This is a genomic window from Burkholderia latens, from assembly GCF_902499045.1.
Classification (GTDB): Bacteria; Pseudomonadota; Gammaproteobacteria; order Burkholderiales; family Burkholderiaceae; genus Burkholderia; species Burkholderia latens.
The window spans coordinates 1-17,188 of the sequence record NZ_CABVPL010000059.1 but is presented as its reverse complement, the minus strand read 5'-3'; the positions used below and the strand labels follow the sequence as shown (position 1 = coordinate 17,188).

Genomic DNA, 17,188 nt, shown 5'->3' with positions numbered 1-17,188 from the left:
ATTCCCGACCGATCATGCTCGAATCCGCCCTCATCGACCAGCTCGCGCGGCGCCTGCACGACGCCGAGCGCGCACGCACGCAGATCCGCCAGATCTCGCTCGACCATCCCGACATCACGATCGACGACGCGTATGCGATCCAGCGCGCGTGGGTCGCGCTGAAGCTCGCCGAAGGCCGCACGCTGAAGGGGCACAAGATCGGCCTCACGTCGAAGGCGATGCAGAACACGTCGCAGATCGACGAGCCCGATTACGGCGCGCTGCTCGACGACATGTTCTTCGACGACGGCGGCACGATTCCGACCGCACGCTTCATCGTGCCGCGCGTCGAGGTCGAACTCGCGTTCGTGCTCGGCAAGCGGCTCACGGGCCCGAACTGCACGATCTTCGACGTGTACGATGCGGTCGACTACGTGGTGCCCGCGCTCGAGATCATCGATGCGCGCAGCCAGTCGATCGACCCCGACACGAAACGGCCGCGCAAGGTGTTCGACACGATCGCCGACAACGCGGCGAACGCGGGCGTCGTGATCGGCGGACGCCCGGTGCGGCCGCAGGACGTCGACCTGCGCTGGGTCGCGGCGATCATGTCGCGCAACGGCGTGGTCGAGGAGACGGGCGTCGCGGCCGGCGTGCTGAATCATCCGGCCAACGGTGTCGCATGGCTCGCGAACCGGCTGTCGCGCTTCGACGTCGCGCTGGAGCCCGGGCAGATCGTGCTCGGCGGCTCGTTCACGCGACCGTGCGCGGCGCGGCCGGGCGACACGTTCAGCGTCGATTACGGCCCGCTCGGGACGATCCAGTGCCATTTCGAATGAGGTAAGCAGGCGATGCAGATTTCGTCGAATGTCTTCAAGGCCGCGCTCGCGCGCGGCGATGCGCAGATCGGGCTGTGGCTTGGGCTCGCGAATCCGTACAGCGCCGAAGTGGTCGCCGGCGCCGGCTTCGACTGGTTGCTCATCGACGGCGAACATGCGCCGAACACGGTGCCGACGATCCTCGCGCAATTGCAGGCGATCGCGCCGTATCCGTCGCATCCGGTCGTGCGCGTGCCGTGGAACGATCCGGTGATCGTCAAGCAGGTGCTCGATCTCGGCGCGCAGACGCTGCTCGTGCCGATGGTGCAGAGTGCCGACGAAGCGCGCGCGGCGGTGGCTGCGACGCGTTATCCGCCGCACGGGATTCGCGGCGTCGGCAGCGCGCTGGCGCGCGCGTCGCGGTGGAACCGCGTCGGCGAGTACCTGCATCGCGCGAACGACGAGATGGCCGTGCTCGTGCAGGTGGAGACCCGCGCGGGGCTCGATGCGATCGACGCGATTGCACGGGTCGACGGCGTCGACGGCGTGTTCATCGGCCCGGCCGATCTGGCCGCCGATCTCGGGCATCTCGGCTATCCCGGGCATCCGGACGTGCAGGCCGCGATCGATGGCGCGATCCGCGCGATCAACGCGGCCGGTAAGGCGCCGGGCATCCTGAGCGCGGACGAAGCGACGGCGAGACGGTATCTGGAAGCGGGGGCGCTGTTCGTCGCGGTCGGCGTCGATACGACGCTGCTGGCACGGAGCGCGGAGCGGCTCGCCGCGCAGTTCAGGCGGACGGGCGCGGCGGCGAAGAACGGCGACGGAACGTATTGACGAAGAAGCGCGAACGGGCGGGTGCCGCATCCGGTGCGGACCACGCGCGCACGCGGCCCGCTATCCGTCGCGCTGCCGCACCGCCATGCCCAGGTATTTCCCCGGCGTCGTTCCGGTCGCCCGCCGGAACATGTCGATGAACGCGCTGACGTTGTCGTACCCGAGATCGAGTGCGATCGTCGTGACCGGCACGCCGTCGGCGATCTTCTCCAGCGCACGCAACAGCCGCGCCTGCTGACGCCACTGCGCAAACGTGAGCCCGGTTTCGGCGACGAAGCGGCGGCTCATCGTCCGCGCGCTGATGCCGGCCCATTCCGCCCATTCCTCCAGCCGGCGGTTGTCCGCGAGATTCGTGGCCAGCGCGTCGGTGATGCGCACGAGCCGCGCGTCGCGCGGCCGAGCGAGCGCCAGCGATTCCACTTCGGACGACGCGATCTCGTCGAGGATCACATCGGCAATCCTGGTCTGCGCCGCGTCGAGCGCCGAGCCGTCCCAGCTTGCCGCGCGCTGCACGGCTTCGCGCAGCAACGGCGACGTGCGGATCGCGCGCGGCGTGGCCGGCAGCGTCGCGCAGCGCGCTTCGGCGACGAACGCCGACCATCCGGAAATCGGCCCGAACGAGCGCAGCGAATGCCGGCAATGCGGCGGAATCCAGATCGCGTGAATTGCCGGCACGACCCAGTCCTGGTCGTCGAGACCGATCGTCAGCAAGCCGCTCGACGCACCGACGAGCTGACCGCGCGCATGTGCGTGCGGCGGCGTCACGCGCGGATCGCGTTGCGACAGGACGGCGGCGACCACGAACGGGCCGTCGTCGGATGTCACGAATCGGGCGGGCAGGAGCGGGTCGGACATGGCTGGATTGCGGTATCGAATGGCCGTTATACCGGAGATCGGCCGGCGTTGCACGCCTACACTGCGCCCATCGATGACAACCGGAGTGCGACGAGATGCGAGCCGAACAGATGCTTTCCGACGATGCCGACCAAGTCGCGGTCGGTGGAACGACGATCCGCAAGGGCACTGTGGGCGCGTTCATCGCGAACGCGCGCGTGCTGGCCGATCCGGGCGCGCCGGCGGCCGAGCGCGCGACAGCCGAGGCCGACGTGATCGACGCATTGCCCGCGCTGCGGGCGCTCGGATTGTTCGAAGTGCTCGAAGTGCGCGATGCGGCGCTGCGCGCATGGCTGGACGCGCGTTGAGCACGGCCGCCGAGTGCGGTAGCGAGACGAGAACCCAAACTGCAAGGAACCAGCATGAAAGCAGCCGTCGTGGAGCGTGCCGGACAGCGTCCGGTTTATACGGAGTTCGAAGCGCCGCGCGCGTTGCCAGGTCACCGTCTGGTCGACGTGACGGCATCCGCGCTGAGCCGGCTGGCGCAAGGGCGCGCGGCCGGCACGCATTACTCGTCCGGCGGCAGCTATCCGTTCGTCGTCGGCGTCGATGGGGTGGGGCGCGGCGACGGCGGTGAGCGCGTGTACTTCCTCGGCGCCCCCGCGCCGTTCGGCGCGATGGCGGAACGCACGATCGTGCCCGATACGCAGTGCGTGCCACTGCCGGATCACGTCGACGACGTGACGGCAGCGGCGATCGCGATTCCCGGGATGTCGTCGTGGGCGGCGTTGATCGAACGTGCCCGGTTCGCCGCGGGCGAGACGGTGCTGGTCAATGGCGCGACGGGCACGTCTGGCCGGTTGGCCGTGCGGATCGCGAAGCATCTGGGTGCCGCGAAAGTGATCGCGACGGGCCGCAATACGGCTGCGCTGGATGCGTTGCTGAATGCCGGTGCGGACGCCGTCGTGCCGCTGCAGCAGGACGATGTCGAACTGGCCCGCGCGCTGGATCCGCATTTCCGGGCGGGTGTCGACGTCGTGCTCGATTATGTATGGGGCGCTAGCGCACAGGCGGTGCTCGTTGCGGCGGCGAAGGCGACACCTGAAGGCCGTCGGCTGCGTTTCGTGCAGATCGGCTCGATCGGCGGCGCGGACGTGCTGCTGCCGGGGGCCGTGCTGCGCGCGACGGCGATCGAGTTGATGGGCAGCGGCCTGGGCAGCGTGCCGCTGCCGCGCTTGCTGTCCGCGATCCGCGGCGTGTTCGATGCGGCTTCGTCCGCCCGCCTTGCGATCGATACGCGCGTCGTGCCGCTGTCGGCGGTCGCGGAGCATTGGGGCGATGCGGACGGCCGCGTTCGCACGGTGTTCGCGATGCGCGGCGAGTGAACGGCGAGCGGTGGGCGGTCGTATAAGGGCGTGACGTATTTTCGTTTATTGCGAACAAGATGGCGCCTTCCAGAACCCGTTCGGGAGGGCGCGATGCCCCCTACCTCGATGTCCGATACGATTTGCCGGTGGAGCGCCGATCTGCTCAATGTGTCGCGTCCGTATCGGGTCAAGCTGCTTGAATCGAAGGCGCTGCCATATCACAAGAGCGGCAAGCATCGTCGTGTGCGGTTTTCCGATTTGATGCGCTACAAGGCCGAACGCGATCAGGCGAGCGCCAATGCGATGGAAGCCCCGCACCGCTACGCGATTTTCTGATGTGGCTCGCGTTGAGCGGATGTTGCAGGGCTCGCTGGCGTGCCGATATTCACGACGAATGGAAACGGAATCTATTGCGCAAGCGCCCGGACCTCAGCGCCGCGCAACTCGACCGTACTGCGAGTCTGATGGATCGGGCGAACCTGATGCGCTCGTGACCGGGTACGACGCATTGATCGACGGATTGAGGCTGCCGGATGCCGATGACCGCCATGTACTAGCCGCCGCGATCCGCTGCAACGCCAGTGTGATCGTGGCGTTCAACCGGAAGGACTTTCCCGACGCAGTCCTGTCGGCGTATGGGATTGAAGCGCAGCATCCCGACGTGTTCGTCGACAATCTCTTCGATCTCGAGCCGTCATGGCGTTCGCGCGAGCGGCGAATCGCCGGTACGTCGTTCGCGCGGCTCGTCACACGCGTTTCTTCGTTTCCCCGTGCCGGTCACGATATCCGCCAAAGCGCCGGACGACGCACCGCAAAACGCGTGCACCGTCCGTCGCCCGCCGTCACGTCGCAATGATCAGAACCGCTGCTGAATCCCCGCCGTCACCCCGACCTGCGTCGTGCCATACCCGGCGAAATCGCGCGACACGCCGACTTTCTGGTCGTGCTTCGCGATCGCGAACGCGCCGGCCGCGTACAGCACCGTGCGCTTCGACAGCGCGTATTGCGCACGCACCGACACCAGCGTCGGATCGGCATCGCTGCCGCCCTTGATGTTCTGGTGATAGACGGCCGCGATCAGCGAGAACGTCGGCGTGAACTGGTACGACCCGCCGAGCCAGTACATGTCGCTCAACTGGTTCGCGGCCGTGGTGCGGAACGTGCGCTTGTAATTGCGATAGCCGGCCATCGTCTTCAGGTTGCCGAAGTCGTAGCTCAGCCCCGCGTGGATGCCCTGGATGTAGTTGACGGTATCGGCCGGCGTCACGCTGTCGGCCGCGCCGTTCTGCCGGTCGAACGTGACGACCGCCGCGAACGGGCCCGTCTCGTAGCCGAGCGCGAAGTCGTACTTGGAACTGGTCTTCACGCTGCCGGGCACGTTGCCGAAGCCGTACAGCGCGCCGAACTTGAAGCCGCCGAATTCGCCGTCGTAACGCACCGCGTTCGACGAACGCGTGAAGAGGCCGTCCTTGCGGCCGCCGGTCGCCATCGACGACGTCGCCCACGAGTAGTTCTGCGCGTAGCCCATCGGGTCGAACGGCAGCATGTAGTCGTACGTGACGGTGAAGTTGCGGCCGAGCGACAGTTCACCCCATTTGCCTTTCAGGCCGACCGTCGCGCGCCGCGCGAAGATCGAGTCGGGGCCGTCGTCGGACGCGCCGTTCGCGAGGTCGATCCCGCTTTCGAGGCGGAACACGGCCTTCAGCCCGCCGCCGAGATCCTCGACGCCGCGCAAGCCCCAGCGCGACGTGTTCTTGTTGCCCGATTTCAGCTTGAACGAATTGCCGCCATCCGGCGCCGCGTGGTTCGTGTACTCGATGCCGGCATCCATGATTCCGTACATCGTGACCGACGACTGCGCGTGCGCGGCCGGCGCGGCGAGACAGGCTGCCGCGGCCGAGCCGGTGAGGACTACTGTTCGAAGCGAACGTTCTGCGCGTGACTTCATTGACGGTGTCTCCTTGGTTGTTGTGGGTTGGTGAAACGGATACGCGGCGCGCAGCCGCCCGCGGCGGACGCCGGTAAGCGTCCGCCGGATCTCGATGCAAACGGGGTGCGCGCGCGAGGCCGCCGCGCGCGGGTCAGCCGGCTTTCGCGAACGCCCAGCAGTCGTTGGTCGGGAATTCGATCCAGTGCTTGCCGGCCGCGCGCGGCACGTGGCCGAACGCGCGCAGTCGCATGTCGCCGCAATGGAACAGGTATTCCCAGCGATCGCCGAGATACATCGAAGTAACGAGGTCGGCCTGCAGCCGGTTCGCGCCCGGACCGTCGGCGACCTGCACGCGCTCGAGGCGGATCACGGCCTGCGCGTCCTGGCCCGGCGCGAGCGTGTCGCGGGCAAGCGCCTGCAACTCCCACCCGTCGCCGGCGAGCGTTACGCGTTCGCCGTCGATGGACGCGACGCGCGCGTCGATCCGGTTGTTGCTGCCCATGAATTCGGCCGTGTACAGCGAGCGCGGCGCGCCGTACAGTTCGGCCGGCGTTCCCTCCTGCTCGATGCGGCCGTTGCGCAGCAGCAGGATGCGATCGGACATCGCCATCGCCTCGGTCTGGTCGTGCGTCACGCACAGCGCGGACAGCCCGAGCGACACGATCAGCTCGCGCAGCCACGCGCGCGCTTCCTCGCGCAGCTTCGCGTCGAGGTTCGACAACGGCTCGTCGAGCAGGATCACCGGCGGGTTGTAGACGAGCGCCCGCGCGATCGCGACGCGCTGCTGCTGGCCGCCCGACAGCTGATGCGGAAAGCGTTCGGCGAGATGGCCGAGGCCGAGCTGGTCGAGCGCGGTCTGCACGCGGCGCTTCTGTTCGGCAGGCGCGACGCGGCGCAGCTTGAGCCCGTAGCCGACGTTGTCGGCGACGGTGCGGTGCGGCCACAGCGCATACGACTGGAACACGAGGCCGAGCGAGCGCTGCTCGACCGGCAGGTCGATGCGTTGCGCGCCGTCGAAGAACACGCGGTCGTCGAGCTGGATGCGCCCGTCGGACGGCTGTTCGAGCCCGGCCACCGCGCGCAGCAGCGTGGTCTTGCCGCTGCCCGACGCGCCGAGCAGGCACACGACTTCGCCGGCCTTCAGTTCGAACGACACGCCCTTGAGAATCGGGTTCGCGCCATAGCTGAGGTGCAGATCGTCGACGATGAGCTTATCCATGAAGTTTCACTCCGAAGCGCAGGGCCACGCCGAGACCGGCGCCGACCATCGCGATGTTGATGACAGAGAGCGCGGCGACCTGGTCGACGGCGCCGGTCGCCCAAAGCGACACGAGCAGCGCGCCGATCACTTCGGTGCCGGGCGACAGCAGATAGACGGCGGTCGAGTATTCGCGCTCGAAGATCATGAAGATCAGGAGCCACGCGGCGAGCAGCCCGAAGCGCACGAGCGGCAGCGTCACGTCGAGCGACACGCGGCTGCGCGTCGCGCCGACGCTGCGGCCGGCTTCCTCGAGCTCCGGCCCGACCTGCAGCAGCGCGCTCTGGATGAGCCGCATTCCGTACGCGAGCCACACGACGGTGTACGCGATCCAGATGCTCCACATCGAATTCTTCAGCTCGCGCAGGCCGGGCACGAACAGGAAGATCCACAGGAACGCGAGACCGGCGAGCAGGCCCGGCACCGCGCGCGGCAGCAGCACGAGATAGTCGAGCAGCTTCGTCGCCCAGTCGTGGCGGCGGTGGCCGGCGAACGCGACGAGCGAGTAGAAGCCGATCGCGATCGCGCCGCCGATCACGCCGATCCCGAGCGTGTTCACGATCGCGCGCACGAGGTTGTCCTGCTCGAACAGCTCGACGAAGTTCGCCAGCGTCAGCACTTCGGTGAGCGGCACGCCTTCGCCCCAGTTCGTCACGAACGCGCGCAGCACGATGCCCGAGATCGGCACGATCACGGTCAGCACCAGCCACAGCGCGACGATCGCGAGCGCGACCCAGCGCCACACGCCGAGCGGCAGCACCGTCGCGCGGCCGGCCTTGCCCTTCACGGTGACGAAGCGGTTCGCGGTCTTCAGCAGGCGGCGCTGCAGCAGCACGAGCGGAAACGTGATCGCGACGATGCATACGGCGACCGCCGCCATCAGGTGATACGACGGCACGCCGAGCTTGTTGGTCAGCTTGTACAGGTAGGTCGCGAGCACGAGATGGCCTTCCGGATCGCCGAGCACGAGCGGCAGCCCGAACACCTCGAAGCCGAGGAAGAACACGAGTACGCCGGCGAACAGCAGCGCGGGCATCGTCATCGGCAGGCTCACGTCGAGCGCGACGCGGAACGGACGCGCGCCCGTCACGCGAGCGGCTTCCTCGACGTCCGAGCCGAGGTTGCGCAGCGCGGCCGACGAGTACAGGTACACGTGCGGCACGTGCGTGAGCCCGACGATCAACGTGATCGCGAAGATCGAGTAGACGTTCCACGGCACGTTCTGCACCCCGAACAGTTCCTTGAACCACACGGAGTAGAAGCCGACGGGGCCCGCCGCGACCACGTAGCCGAACGCGAGCACCATCGGCGACACGAACACGGGCGTGAGCAGCAGCGGCTCGAGCCAGCGGCGGCCGGGCAGGTCGGTGCGCACCATCAGGAACGCGAGGACGCCGCCGAGCGGGATCGAGATGAACAGCATCCCGCCGGCGATGATGAACGAGTTCTTCACGGCGGACCAGAAGTCCGGATCGGTGAAGATGAAGCGGAAGCCTTCGATGCCGAGCGTCTTGTTCGCGTCGAAGAACGGCGCGGACAGCAGACTCTGGAACAGGATGAAGCCGAGCGGCAGTGCGACCGCGACGGTGAGCACCGCGACGACGATCCAGCGCAGCATGCCGGCAAGCGGCTGCAGGTTGCTGACCGGCAGCGCGGGAATCGCGCCGGCCTGGCCTGTGGTGGGCGGAACGGCCGGCGCCGCCCCGCGTGTGCTGGTTGAAAGCATGAGTTCGCCCCTGCGGCCATCCGGATGGCCGCCTGTAGGAAGTCGGTAAGGGGAAGGGGGCCGCCCGCGCGGTGCGCGGCGAGCGGCCGTTGGCCGGCCGAAGCCGGTCAGCGGATCAGCTCTTGATCGCCTGCTGCCATTGCTTCAGGAACGCGAGCCGCTTCGACTGGTCGAGATAGACGAGCAGGCCGGTGCCGATCGGAATCGGCTTCAGCGAATCGCCGAGTTCCTTCGTGAGGCTCGCGGCCGACGTTTCGCCGGTCACGTCCGTGCGGATCGCGTACAGATTCGCCTGGTTCGCGATCAGCGTCTGGCCGCGCTTCGACAGCAGGTAGTCGACCCACAGCTTCGCCGCGTTCGGGTTCTTCGCCTTCTTCGAGATCGTGGCGAGGCGGCTCACCACCTGCGTGTAGTCCTTCGGGAACACGTAACCGATCGACTTGTCCTTCTTCGCCTTCGCGTACGCATACGAGCCGATGATGTTGTAGCCGATCAGGTTCTCGCCCGACGAGATGCGCTCCATCATCGCGCCGGTGCTCGACTGCAGCTTCGGACCGGTCGCGCCGATCGCCTTCACCAGTTCCCACGTGACCTTCTCGTTCAGGTGCGCGTCCTGCGTCAGCGCGTTGAAGCCGACGCCGGACTTCTCGACGTCGTACGTCGTCAGCTTGCCCTTGAACTTGTCGGGTTGCGACGCGAGCAGCTTGATCAGGTCGGTGCGCGTCTTCGGCACCTCGTTCTCGGGGATCAGCCGCTTGTTGTAGACGATCGCGAGCGGCTCGAACGTCGTGCCGTAAGCCTGCTTCTGGTATTGCGCCCATTGCGGCACGTTCGCGCTTTCCGGCGAATCGTACGACGACATCAGGCCGTCGTTGACGAGCTTGACCTGCAGGTCCATCGCCGAGCTCCACAGCACGTCGGCGCTGGTGCTGCTCGCCGCGTTCTCGCTGATGTAGCGGTTGTACAGCTCGGTGCTGTTCATGTCGTTGTACTCGACCTTCACGCCGTACAGGCTTTCGAAGTCCTTGATCAGCGGGCGCACGAGGCCCGTGTCGGTCGTCGAGTAGACGATCAGCTTGCCTTCCTTTTTCGCGGCGTCGATGACGCCTTGGTAGTTACCCGGATATCCGGCCGGAACCTGTGCGGCGGCGCCGCCGGCGGCGGTGCCCAGGACGATCGCCAGCGTGGCGGCGAGCTGCTTCGGTGCAAACGGCATGTCTTCCTCCAGTTACGCGTGTGTGTTGTTCGAGTGACGCGGATGGTAATTGGGGCGCACTTTCAGCCTGCTTTCATTTCGGTTCACAATAGCGTCCTTTGTGTCATGGATTTCCCGAGGTCCCCATGCGTGTGCTGCTCGTCGAAGACAACCCGAACCTGGCGCAGTCGTTGAACGACGCGCTGAGCGCCGCGCGTTTCGCGGTCGATCACATGGCGGACGGGGAGGCGGCGGATCACGTGCTGCGCACGCAGGACTATGCGCTGGTGATCCTCGATCTCGGGCTGCCGAAGCTCGACGGGCTCGAGGTGCTGCGGCGGCTGCGCGCGCGCCGCAATCCGGTGCCGGTGCTGATCCTCACCGCGCACGGCTCGGTCGAGGACCGCGTGAAGGGGCTCGATCTCGGGGCCGACGATTATCTCGCGAAACCGTTCGAGCTGACCGAGCTGGAAGCGCGCGCCCGCGCGCTGATCCGGCGCAGCCTCGGCCACGAGCATTCGCGCGTCGAGTGCGGGCCGCTTTCGTATGACAGTATCGACCGCAGCTTCCACCTGGCCGGCGAACCCGTGTCGCTCACGCCGCGCGAGCGCTCGGTGCTCGAGGTGCTGATCCTGCGCAACGGCCGCGCGATCAACAAGGAGACGCTGTCGGAGAAGATCTTCGGGCTCGACGAATCGGTCAACGCGGACGCGATCGAGATCTACGTGTACCGGCTGCGCAAGAAGCTCGAGAACACCGGCGTCGCGATCGTCACGTTGCGCGGGCTCGGCTACCTGCTCGAAGCGAAGGGCGTCGAATGACCGTGCGTCCGAACCTGCGCACGCAGGTCGCGCTGTGGCTGCTGCTGCCGTTGCTCGGGCTGCTCGCGCTGGACTCGTGGCTCACGTACCAGCGCGCGATGAGCGCCGCGCACGTCGCGTTCGACCGCACGCTGTCGTCGTCGCTGAAATCGATCCGCGAAGGCGTGCGGCTCAACGACGGCGAGATCGAGGTCGACCTGCCGTATCTCGCGCTCGAAATGTTCGAGTCGGGCGACGGCGGCAAGATCTACTACCTGATTCGCGAGGACAACGGCCGCACGATCACCGGCTATCCGGACCTGCCGCTGCCGGACGGCGGCGGCACGCTGTTCGCGACGCGCTACTACGACGTCGTCTATCGCGGCGAGCGGCTGCGCATGGCCGCGCTGCGCGTGCCGGTGCACGACGTGCCGACCGCGCAGACGCGCATCGTGTGGGTGATGGTCGGCGAGACGATCGAGGCGCGCCAGGCGCTCGCGCGCGAGATCCTGATGGGCTCGCTGCTGCAGGAAGGGCTGCTCGTCGTGCTCGCGCTCGGCATCGTGTGGCTCGGCGTCGGGCGCGGGCTGCGGCCGCTGAACCGGCTGTCGGCGACGGTCGCCGCGCGCAGCGACGGCGATCCGACGCCGCTCGACACCGGCGGGATGCCGAGCGAGCTCGCGCCGCTCGTCGATTCGATCAATCAGTACATCGGCCGCACGCAGCGGATGCAGGTCGCGCGGCGGCGCTTCTTCGCGGACGCGGCCCATCAGCTGAAGACGCCGCTCGCGGCCGTGCAGGCCGGCGTCGAGCTGGCGCTGCGGCCCGACGAGCAGCCGCGCGTGAACGTGCATCTGCGGCGCGTGAACGGCGCGGTGCGGCAGGCCGCGAAGATCGTCCAGCAGCTGCTGTCGTTGTCGCGGCTCGATTCGGACAGCGGCCATGCGGTCGCGCATCAACCGGTCGTGCTGCACCGGCTCGCGCGCAGCGTGACGCTCGACTGGTCGCCCGTTGCGCGCGCGCGCGACATCGACCTCGGGTTCGAGCACGAGGCCGACGTCGCGGTGTTCGGGCAGCCGGACCTGCTCGGCGAGATGATCGGCAACCTGATCGACAACGCGATCCGTTACTCGGGCGACCGCGCGGTGATCACGGTGCGCGTGTCGCGCGACGGCGAGCTTGCGCGGCTCGACGTGATCGACAACGGGCCGGGCATTCCGGCCGGCGAGCGCGACGCGGTGTTCGAGCGCTTCCATCGCGGCAGCAAGACGCAGACGGTCGAAGGCACCGGCCTCGGGCTGTCGATCGTGCGGGAGATCGCGCGGGTGCATCAGGGCAGCGTGACACTCGCCGATGCGGCCGGCGGCGGGTTGATCGTGACGGTGGTGCTGCCGGCGGTGGCGCAGTAGCGCGGCCGCTTCGATCGGGCGCGGAAACTGCCGTGAGCGGTGGTAGGGCGGCGACGCAAACGACGCGCCGCCCGCCGTCATGCTCAGTCGCCGAAGCCGATTTCCGCTTCGACGGACTGCCCGACCTCGAGCCACGCACCCGCACCTTCGACGACGATCGCATTGATGCCGAACGTCAGCGCATTGTCGTAGTTCGGGTTCGCGCGATAGGTCTGCATCGTGTCGGTCGGCTCGTGCGGCCATTCGGGATTCGGCGCGCCGGTGGCCTGATCGATCGTCGGCACCGGACAGCGCGTGCACAGCTTCACGAGACGCAGCCGCACGGGCGTCGCGCCGTCGGCGTCGAGATGTTCGACGAAATCCTCTTCATACGCGTCCAGATCCGACACGACGATGTTCGGACGGAAGCGGTTCATCGGAATCGCCGGCGCGCCCTTCGCGACGAGCCTCGCGTTCAGGTCGTCGAGCGACGCCTGGCCGATCACGAGAAGCGGATAGCCGTCCGCGAACTGCGTGTGCGTATCGATGTCGCCGGTCCATTTGCGGTTGCAGCCGCGGCGCGCGTCGGCACTGAAGCGCGCGAGCTTCAACGGCGTGCCGACGAATTCAGTGAACCACGCGGCCGTCTCGGCACCCGTGTCGATCGCGTCGACGGTGTCGCGCCACACGGTCGCGGCCATCTTCGGCGTGGCAGCGCTTGCGTCGCCGTCGAGCGGCGTGCGGATCTCCGGCATGCCCGGCGCGTTCAGCACGAGCGCATCGCCGTCGAGCGTCGGGCGGATCAGCGCGAGCCGCGGGTGCGTGCGCTGCGTGATCATCATCCCGTCCGGGGTCGTGATCAACCAGTGGCGGTCGTACGCGAGGCCGGTTTCGAGCAGTTGCGCGCGCGACAGCGCGATGCCGGCGCAGGATTTGATCGGGTAGACGAAGAGTTCGGAGATGGCTGGCATGACGCTGGCTGACAAAGGCGGGATGATCGAAGCGCGATTGTGCCAGATCGTGCGAAAGCCGTTTGGGCGGTTGCGTGCCGTGTGCCAGTGTGCCGCGGGCCGGCGCAGGCGTGCCGGGTGGCCGGCTGCGCGTCACGCGAGCGGAAAGCCCAGGTCGAACGTCGTGCGCACGTCGAGCGGCTGGCGCAGCAGGCCGGCCTTCAGGTAGAAGTCGGCGGTGCGCTGCTGCTCGGCGATCACCGTCGCGTCGATCGGCTGCCAGCGCGTGTGGCGGCGCTCGAACTGCAGCTTCGCGGCCGCCGGCGGGATGCCGATGATGCGTGCGAGCGCCGCGGAATACGCATCGACGTGCCGGTACGACCACACCTGCGCGCGCACGACGCGCTGCACGAAGTCGCGCAGCACGTCGCGCTTCGACGCGACCGCCGCGTCGGTCGCCGCGACGTAGCTGAGGCCCGACCACAGCCCGCGGCCGTTGACGAGCACGCGCGCGCGGCCGCTCGTTTCGGCGAGCGCGGTATAGGGTTCCCACGTCGCCCATGCGTCGATCGAACCGGTTGCGAGCGCAAGCATCGTGTCGGCTGGCGGGAGGAAGCGGAACGATACGGCGTCGGGCGGCAGGCCGGCCGCGTCGAGCGCCTTGAGCGTGACGAAATGGCCGATCGAGCCGCGCGTGGTGCCGATGCGCTTGCCTTTCAGATCCGCGGCGTCCTTCAGCGCCGCGTCCGGCCGCACGAGGAGCGCGGTGCCGAACGGGTCGGACCGGTTCGCGCCGATCACCTTGATGCGCGCGCCCGATGCGAGCGCGAAGATCACCGGCGCGTCGCCGATCGGCCCGCAGTCGACGGCCGCCGCGTTCAGCGCTTCGGCAAGCGGCGCGGCGGCCGGAAATTCGGTCCACGCGATGTCGTATGGAAGGCCGTTCAGTTCGCCGGCTGCTTCGAGCAGCGCGCGCAGCCCGCCTTTCTGGTCGCCGGCACGCAGCAGCGCGCGCGGGCCGGATTGCGCATGCAGCGCGGCCGGCGCGGCGCCGGCGGCGGCAACGGCGGCGAGCACGCCGGCTTGTGCGAGGAAGTGACGTCGGATTGGATTCATCGTGTCGTTCGATCGGTCGGGAATACGGTTCAGAGAGTCAATGCGGCAGTCCGGCTTGCACGTCGCGCACGGGTTCGGCGTCCGCGCGCAGCAGCAGCGCGGTCAGCGGATCGGCGTTCGCGGCGGCTGCCGAGGGGCGAGCGGCGGCGTCGGAGCGGCACAGCAGGTCGCCGGCCGACCACCCCGTGCTGCCCGGCAGCGCGCGCGCCCGCAGCCAGCCGCGCCGGTCGGCGAGCAATTGCGTGCCGCCGAACGCGTCGGGCTGCACGCCCGCGATCGTCGCGAACGCTTGCCATGCGCCGGGCGTCGCTGCGACGCAGTTCGCGCGCGTGCCGGATGGTGACGGCGGCGCAGGCGTATCGCCGGCGATGACGAGCAGCGTCTGCCAGCGCGGGTCTTCCTGCGGCGGCGTGCCGCCCGGCGCGAGCGCGACGATGCGCACGCGCTGGCCTTCGCGCCAGCGCTCGAGCGGTTGCGGCGCGGCGGCGCCGCAGCGCACGTCGAGCGCCGGCAGCGGCACGGGCACCGGCCACGCGCGTTCCGCCTGCGCGCCGCTGCCGGCGGACAGCGCTTTCAGGTAATCGAGCACGGCCCACGTGCCGGCCGGGCCGAGCGTCGCGGCAAAGCCCGGCATCGACGCCGCGCCGCGTGCGTCGCGCATACCGTGCTGCACACGCCAGTACAGTTCGCCGTCGAGCCGGCGCGCGAGCAGTGCGCCCGCGAAGGTCGGCGGCCAGTGCGCGAGCGTGGCCGCGAGCGGCCCGTCGCCGCGGCCGTCCGCGCCGTGGCAGGCCGCGCAATGCTGCGCATACAGGTGCGCGCCGCGCACCACGTTCGCGACGGAAAACGGCGCGGGATTGCGCTGGAAACTCGTCGGGACGGCCGATGTGAGCCATAACGACGCCGGCGGCCACGGCGCGAACCATGCAACGGCCAGCGCGGAGATTGCCGATGCCGCGCGCCACCTGCGCGACGCGAGCGCAACGCAGCCGAGCGCCACGGCGAGCGCGGTCGTCGCGATCGCGAACGCGAGCTGGCGCGTGAGGCCGGCGTCGATGCGCAGCGTTTCGAGCGCGATCCGGTGCGCCCACGGCCATGCGGCCTGTCCGTCGGCGCCGCCGGTCAGCCCGGTCGCATGCAGCGCCCGGGCGGCCGCGATCTGCGCGCGATACAGCAGTTGCAGGAACAGCAACGCCCAGTCGGCGACCGGCGGCGCGTTCATCGGTGCAGCCTTTGCCGCGCACCGGCAACCGTACGGACGACACCGCTCATCTACCAGCTCGCATCGAGTCCGAGATGCCGCAGCGCTTCGTGGCGCAGCTCGGCGAGACGCGGATCGCCGCGATGGCGCGGATAGGGCAGGCCGACGTGCAACTCCGCGACGATGCGCGCAGGCCGCGGCCCGAATACGATCACGCGCTGCGCGAGAAACAGCGCTTCCTCGACGTCGTGCGTGACGAGCAGCGCGGAAAACCCGTCGCGTTGCCACAGCGCGGTGAGCTCGGCCTGCATCGTCAGCCGCGTCAGCGAATCGAGCTTGCCGAGCGGCTCGTCGAGGATCAGCAGGCGCGGATCGTTGACGAGCGCGCGGGCAAGCGCGACACGCTGCGCCATCCCGCCCGACAGCTGATGCGGAAACACGTTCGAGAATTCCTGCAGCCCGACGCGCGCGAGCGCATCGTCGACGCGATGCTGTTCGGCACGCGCGACGCCGCGCGCTTCGAGTCCGAGCGCGACGTTCGCGCGCACGCGGCGCCACGGATAGAGCGTCGGATCCTGGAACACGGCGATGCGCGACGGATCGGGCCGCTCGATCGGCGCGCCGTCCTGCGCGATCGTGCCTTGCCGCGCGGCGTCGAGGCCCGCGACGAGCCGCAGCAGCGTCGATTTCCCGCAACCGCTCGGACCGAGCAGCGCGACGAATTCGCCGGCCGCGACGGACAGCGTGACGTCGTCGAGCACCGGCAGCGGGCCGGCAGGGCCGTCGAACGCGTGGCTCACGCGACGGATGTCGATTCGCGCGCCGCGGGCGGCGCGTGGCGCCGACACGGGCGGTTCGAGTACGGCGGCGCTTACCATTTGACGGTTCCTTTCTGCCACGCGAGCACACGGTCGCGCACCGCGAACAGCAGCGCGATCAGCCCGGAAAACAGCAGCGCCATCACGAGCAGCGCCGCATACATGTTCACGTACGATGCCCAGCCTTGCGCCCAGCTCAGATACCAGCCGAGCCCCGACTTGACACCCATCATCTCGGCGACGACGAGCACCGTAAACGACGCGCTCAACCCCATGAAGATGCCGACGAACACGTGCGGCAGCGCGGCCGGAATTGCGACGCGCAGCACGAGGAAGCGCGCATTCGCGCCGAGCGTGCGCGCGACGTCGTAGTACTGGCGGTTCACGCTCGCGACGCCGGACCACGTCAGCACCGCGACCGGGAAGCCCGTCGACAGCGCGATCAGGAACGCGGCGGCCGAGTAGCTCGTCGGAAAGAAGTAGAACGTGAGCGGCAGCAGCGCGGTGGCCGGCACCGGGCCGAGCACGCGCAGCACCGGATGCACCCAGTAGCCGATGCGGCGCGACCAGCCGATCGACACGCCGACCGCGAACCCGGCCGACACGCCGTACGCGAACCCGAGCGCGAGCAGCTTCAGCGTATTGGCGGCGCTGCCGGCGAGGCGCGGCCAGTCGTCGACGTAGACCTCGATCAGCGCTTGCGGCGGCGCGAAGAACGGCGTCGGCAGCCAGCCGGTCTTCGCGGTGACGATTTCCCACGCGGCGAGCACGAGCGGCAGCGCGACGAGCCACGGGCCGGCCGGGCGCACGCGGGCGAGCCGCGCGCGCGTGGCCGGCACGCGATGACCGACGCTCGCGGCAACCAGCAGCAGCGCGGCGACGGCCCACGCGGCGATGCCGAACGTGTCGGTGTACGCCCAGTCGGTGAAGCCGACGATGCGGTTCGGCCACAGATACGCGATCGCGCCGAG

Annotated in this window: 17 protein-coding genes and 1 pseudogene; 8 read left to right on the top strand and 10 right to left on the bottom strand. The window is 68.8% G+C overall.

Annotation, left to right across the window (positions count from 1 at the left end):
• Positions 1-14: 14 nt before the first annotated feature.
• Positions 15-818 (top strand): 2-oxo-hept-4-ene-1,7-dioate hydratase, encoded by an 804-nt coding sequence (gene hpaH, locus BSE24067_RS28490; RefSeq protein ID WP_151065863.1) that lies wholly within the window; start codon positions 15-17, stop codon positions 816-818.
• Between the two features lie 12 nt (positions 819-830).
• Positions 831-1,634, top strand: a complete 804-nt coding sequence (gene hpaI, locus BSE24067_RS28485) for a 4-hydroxy-2-oxoheptanedioate aldolase (RefSeq protein ID WP_151065864.1) — start codon at positions 831-833, stop codon at positions 1,632-1,634.
• A 60-nt stretch (positions 1,635-1,694) separates the two neighbouring features.
• On the opposite strand, the gene BSE24067_RS28480 is transcribed toward hpaI, so the two are convergent.
• The gene (locus BSE24067_RS28480) at positions 1,695-2,489 is read right to left on the bottom strand and encodes an AraC family transcriptional regulator (RefSeq protein WP_151065865.1); all 795 of its coding nucleotides are present in this window, start codon (positions 2,487-2,489) and stop codon (positions 1,695-1,697) included.
• A gap of 95 nt (positions 2,490-2,584) precedes the next feature.
• Between BSE24067_RS28480 and BSE24067_RS28475 the strand changes: the two genes are divergently transcribed.
• The 4 genes and pseudogenes from BSE24067_RS28475 to BSE24067_RS33205 all read left to right on the top strand — a co-directional run bounded on the left by BSE24067_RS28475 (position 2,585) and on the right by BSE24067_RS33205 (position 4,691).
• Positions 2,585-2,836 carry a hypothetical protein gene (locus tag BSE24067_RS28475; RefSeq protein ID WP_151065866.1) on the top strand — a complete coding sequence of 84 codons (252 nt, stop codon included), beginning with the start codon at positions 2,585-2,587 and terminating at the stop codon, positions 2,834-2,836.
• A gap of 54 nt (positions 2,837-2,890) precedes the next feature.
• A complete protein-coding gene (locus BSE24067_RS28470; RefSeq protein ID WP_151065867.1) occupies positions 2,891-3,853 on the top strand; it encodes a quinone oxidoreductase family protein in 963 nt (320 codons plus the stop codon).
• 132 nt (positions 3,854-3,985) lie between these two features.
• Positions 3,986-4,171 (top strand): annotated as a pseudogene (locus tag BSE24067_RS28465) (excisionase family DNA-binding protein); the annotation flags it as partial.
• A 154-nt stretch (positions 4,172-4,325) separates the two neighbouring features.
• On the top strand, positions 4,326-4,691 hold the full coding sequence (locus BSE24067_RS33205) for a hypothetical protein (protein WP_428839516.1): 366 nt from the start codon (positions 4,326-4,328) through the stop codon (positions 4,689-4,691).
• Here the strand turns inward: BSE24067_RS33205 and BSE24067_RS28455 are convergent, their stop codons facing one another.
• The 4 genes from BSE24067_RS28455 to BSE24067_RS28440 all read right to left on the bottom strand — a co-directional run bounded on the left by BSE24067_RS28455 (position 4,692) and on the right by BSE24067_RS28440 (position 9,965).
• On the bottom strand, positions 4,692-5,783 hold the full coding sequence (locus BSE24067_RS28455) for a porin (RefSeq protein WP_151065868.1): 1,092 nt from the start codon (positions 5,781-5,783) through the stop codon (positions 4,692-4,694). It abuts the gene before it with no gap.
• A gap of 133 nt (positions 5,784-5,916) precedes the next feature.
• Positions 5,917-6,984, bottom strand: a complete 1,068-nt coding sequence (locus BSE24067_RS28450) for an ABC transporter ATP-binding protein (RefSeq protein WP_151065869.1) — start codon at positions 6,982-6,984, stop codon at positions 5,917-5,919.
• A complete protein-coding gene (locus BSE24067_RS28445) occupies positions 6,977-8,749 on the bottom strand; it encodes an ABC transporter permease (RefSeq protein ID WP_151065870.1) in 1,773 nt (590 codons plus the stop codon). The genes BSE24067_RS28450 and BSE24067_RS28445 overlap by 8 nt, the downstream gene beginning before the upstream one ends.
• A gap of 115 nt (positions 8,750-8,864) precedes the next feature.
• Entirely contained in the window at positions 8,865-9,965 is a 1,101-nt protein-coding gene (locus tag BSE24067_RS28440; RefSeq protein ID WP_151065871.1) for an ABC transporter substrate-binding protein, read from the bottom strand.
• 125 nt (positions 9,966-10,090) lie between these two features.
• Between BSE24067_RS28440 and BSE24067_RS28435 the strand changes: the two genes are divergently transcribed.
• Together BSE24067_RS28435 and BSE24067_RS28430 are read left to right on the top strand one after the other, a co-directional pair.
• Positions 10,091-10,765, top strand: coding sequence for a response regulator (locus BSE24067_RS28435; protein WP_151065872.1), 675 nt, complete (start codon positions 10,091-10,093; stop codon positions 10,763-10,765).
• Positions 10,762-12,153 carry a sensor histidine kinase gene (locus BSE24067_RS28430; RefSeq protein WP_151065873.1) on the top strand — a complete coding sequence of 464 codons (1,392 nt, stop codon included), beginning with the start codon at positions 10,762-10,764 and terminating at the stop codon, positions 12,151-12,153. The genes BSE24067_RS28435 and BSE24067_RS28430 overlap by 4 nt, the downstream gene beginning before the upstream one ends.
• An 83-nt stretch (positions 12,154-12,236) precedes the next feature.
• On the opposite strand, the gene BSE24067_RS28425 is transcribed toward BSE24067_RS28430, so the two are convergent.
• From BSE24067_RS28425 to BSE24067_RS28405, 5 genes are all read right to left on the bottom strand, one after another.
• Complete coding sequence (locus BSE24067_RS28425; protein ID WP_151065874.1) at positions 12,237-13,103, bottom strand: MOSC domain-containing protein; 867 nt, start codon at positions 13,101-13,103, stop codon at positions 12,237-12,239.
• A 132-nt stretch (positions 13,104-13,235) separates the two neighbouring features.
• Positions 13,236-14,198, bottom strand: a complete 963-nt coding sequence (locus BSE24067_RS28420) for an ABC transporter substrate-binding protein (protein ID WP_151065875.1) — start codon at positions 14,196-14,198, stop codon at positions 13,236-13,238.
• A gap of 37 nt (positions 14,199-14,235) precedes the next feature.
• Positions 14,236-15,420 (bottom strand): c-type cytochrome, encoded by a 1,185-nt coding sequence (locus tag BSE24067_RS28415; protein ID WP_174904934.1) that lies wholly within the window; start codon positions 15,418-15,420, stop codon positions 14,236-14,238.
• Positions 15,421-15,470: 50 nt separating this feature from the next.
• Entirely contained in the window at positions 15,471-16,277 is an 807-nt protein-coding gene (locus tag BSE24067_RS28410) for an ABC transporter ATP-binding protein (protein ID WP_151068757.1), read from the bottom strand.
• The coding region (locus BSE24067_RS28405; protein WP_174904933.1) for an ABC transporter permease at positions 16,271-17,188 on the bottom strand (918 nt) is incomplete at its 5' end. The genes BSE24067_RS28405 and BSE24067_RS28410, both read right to left, overlap by 7 nt.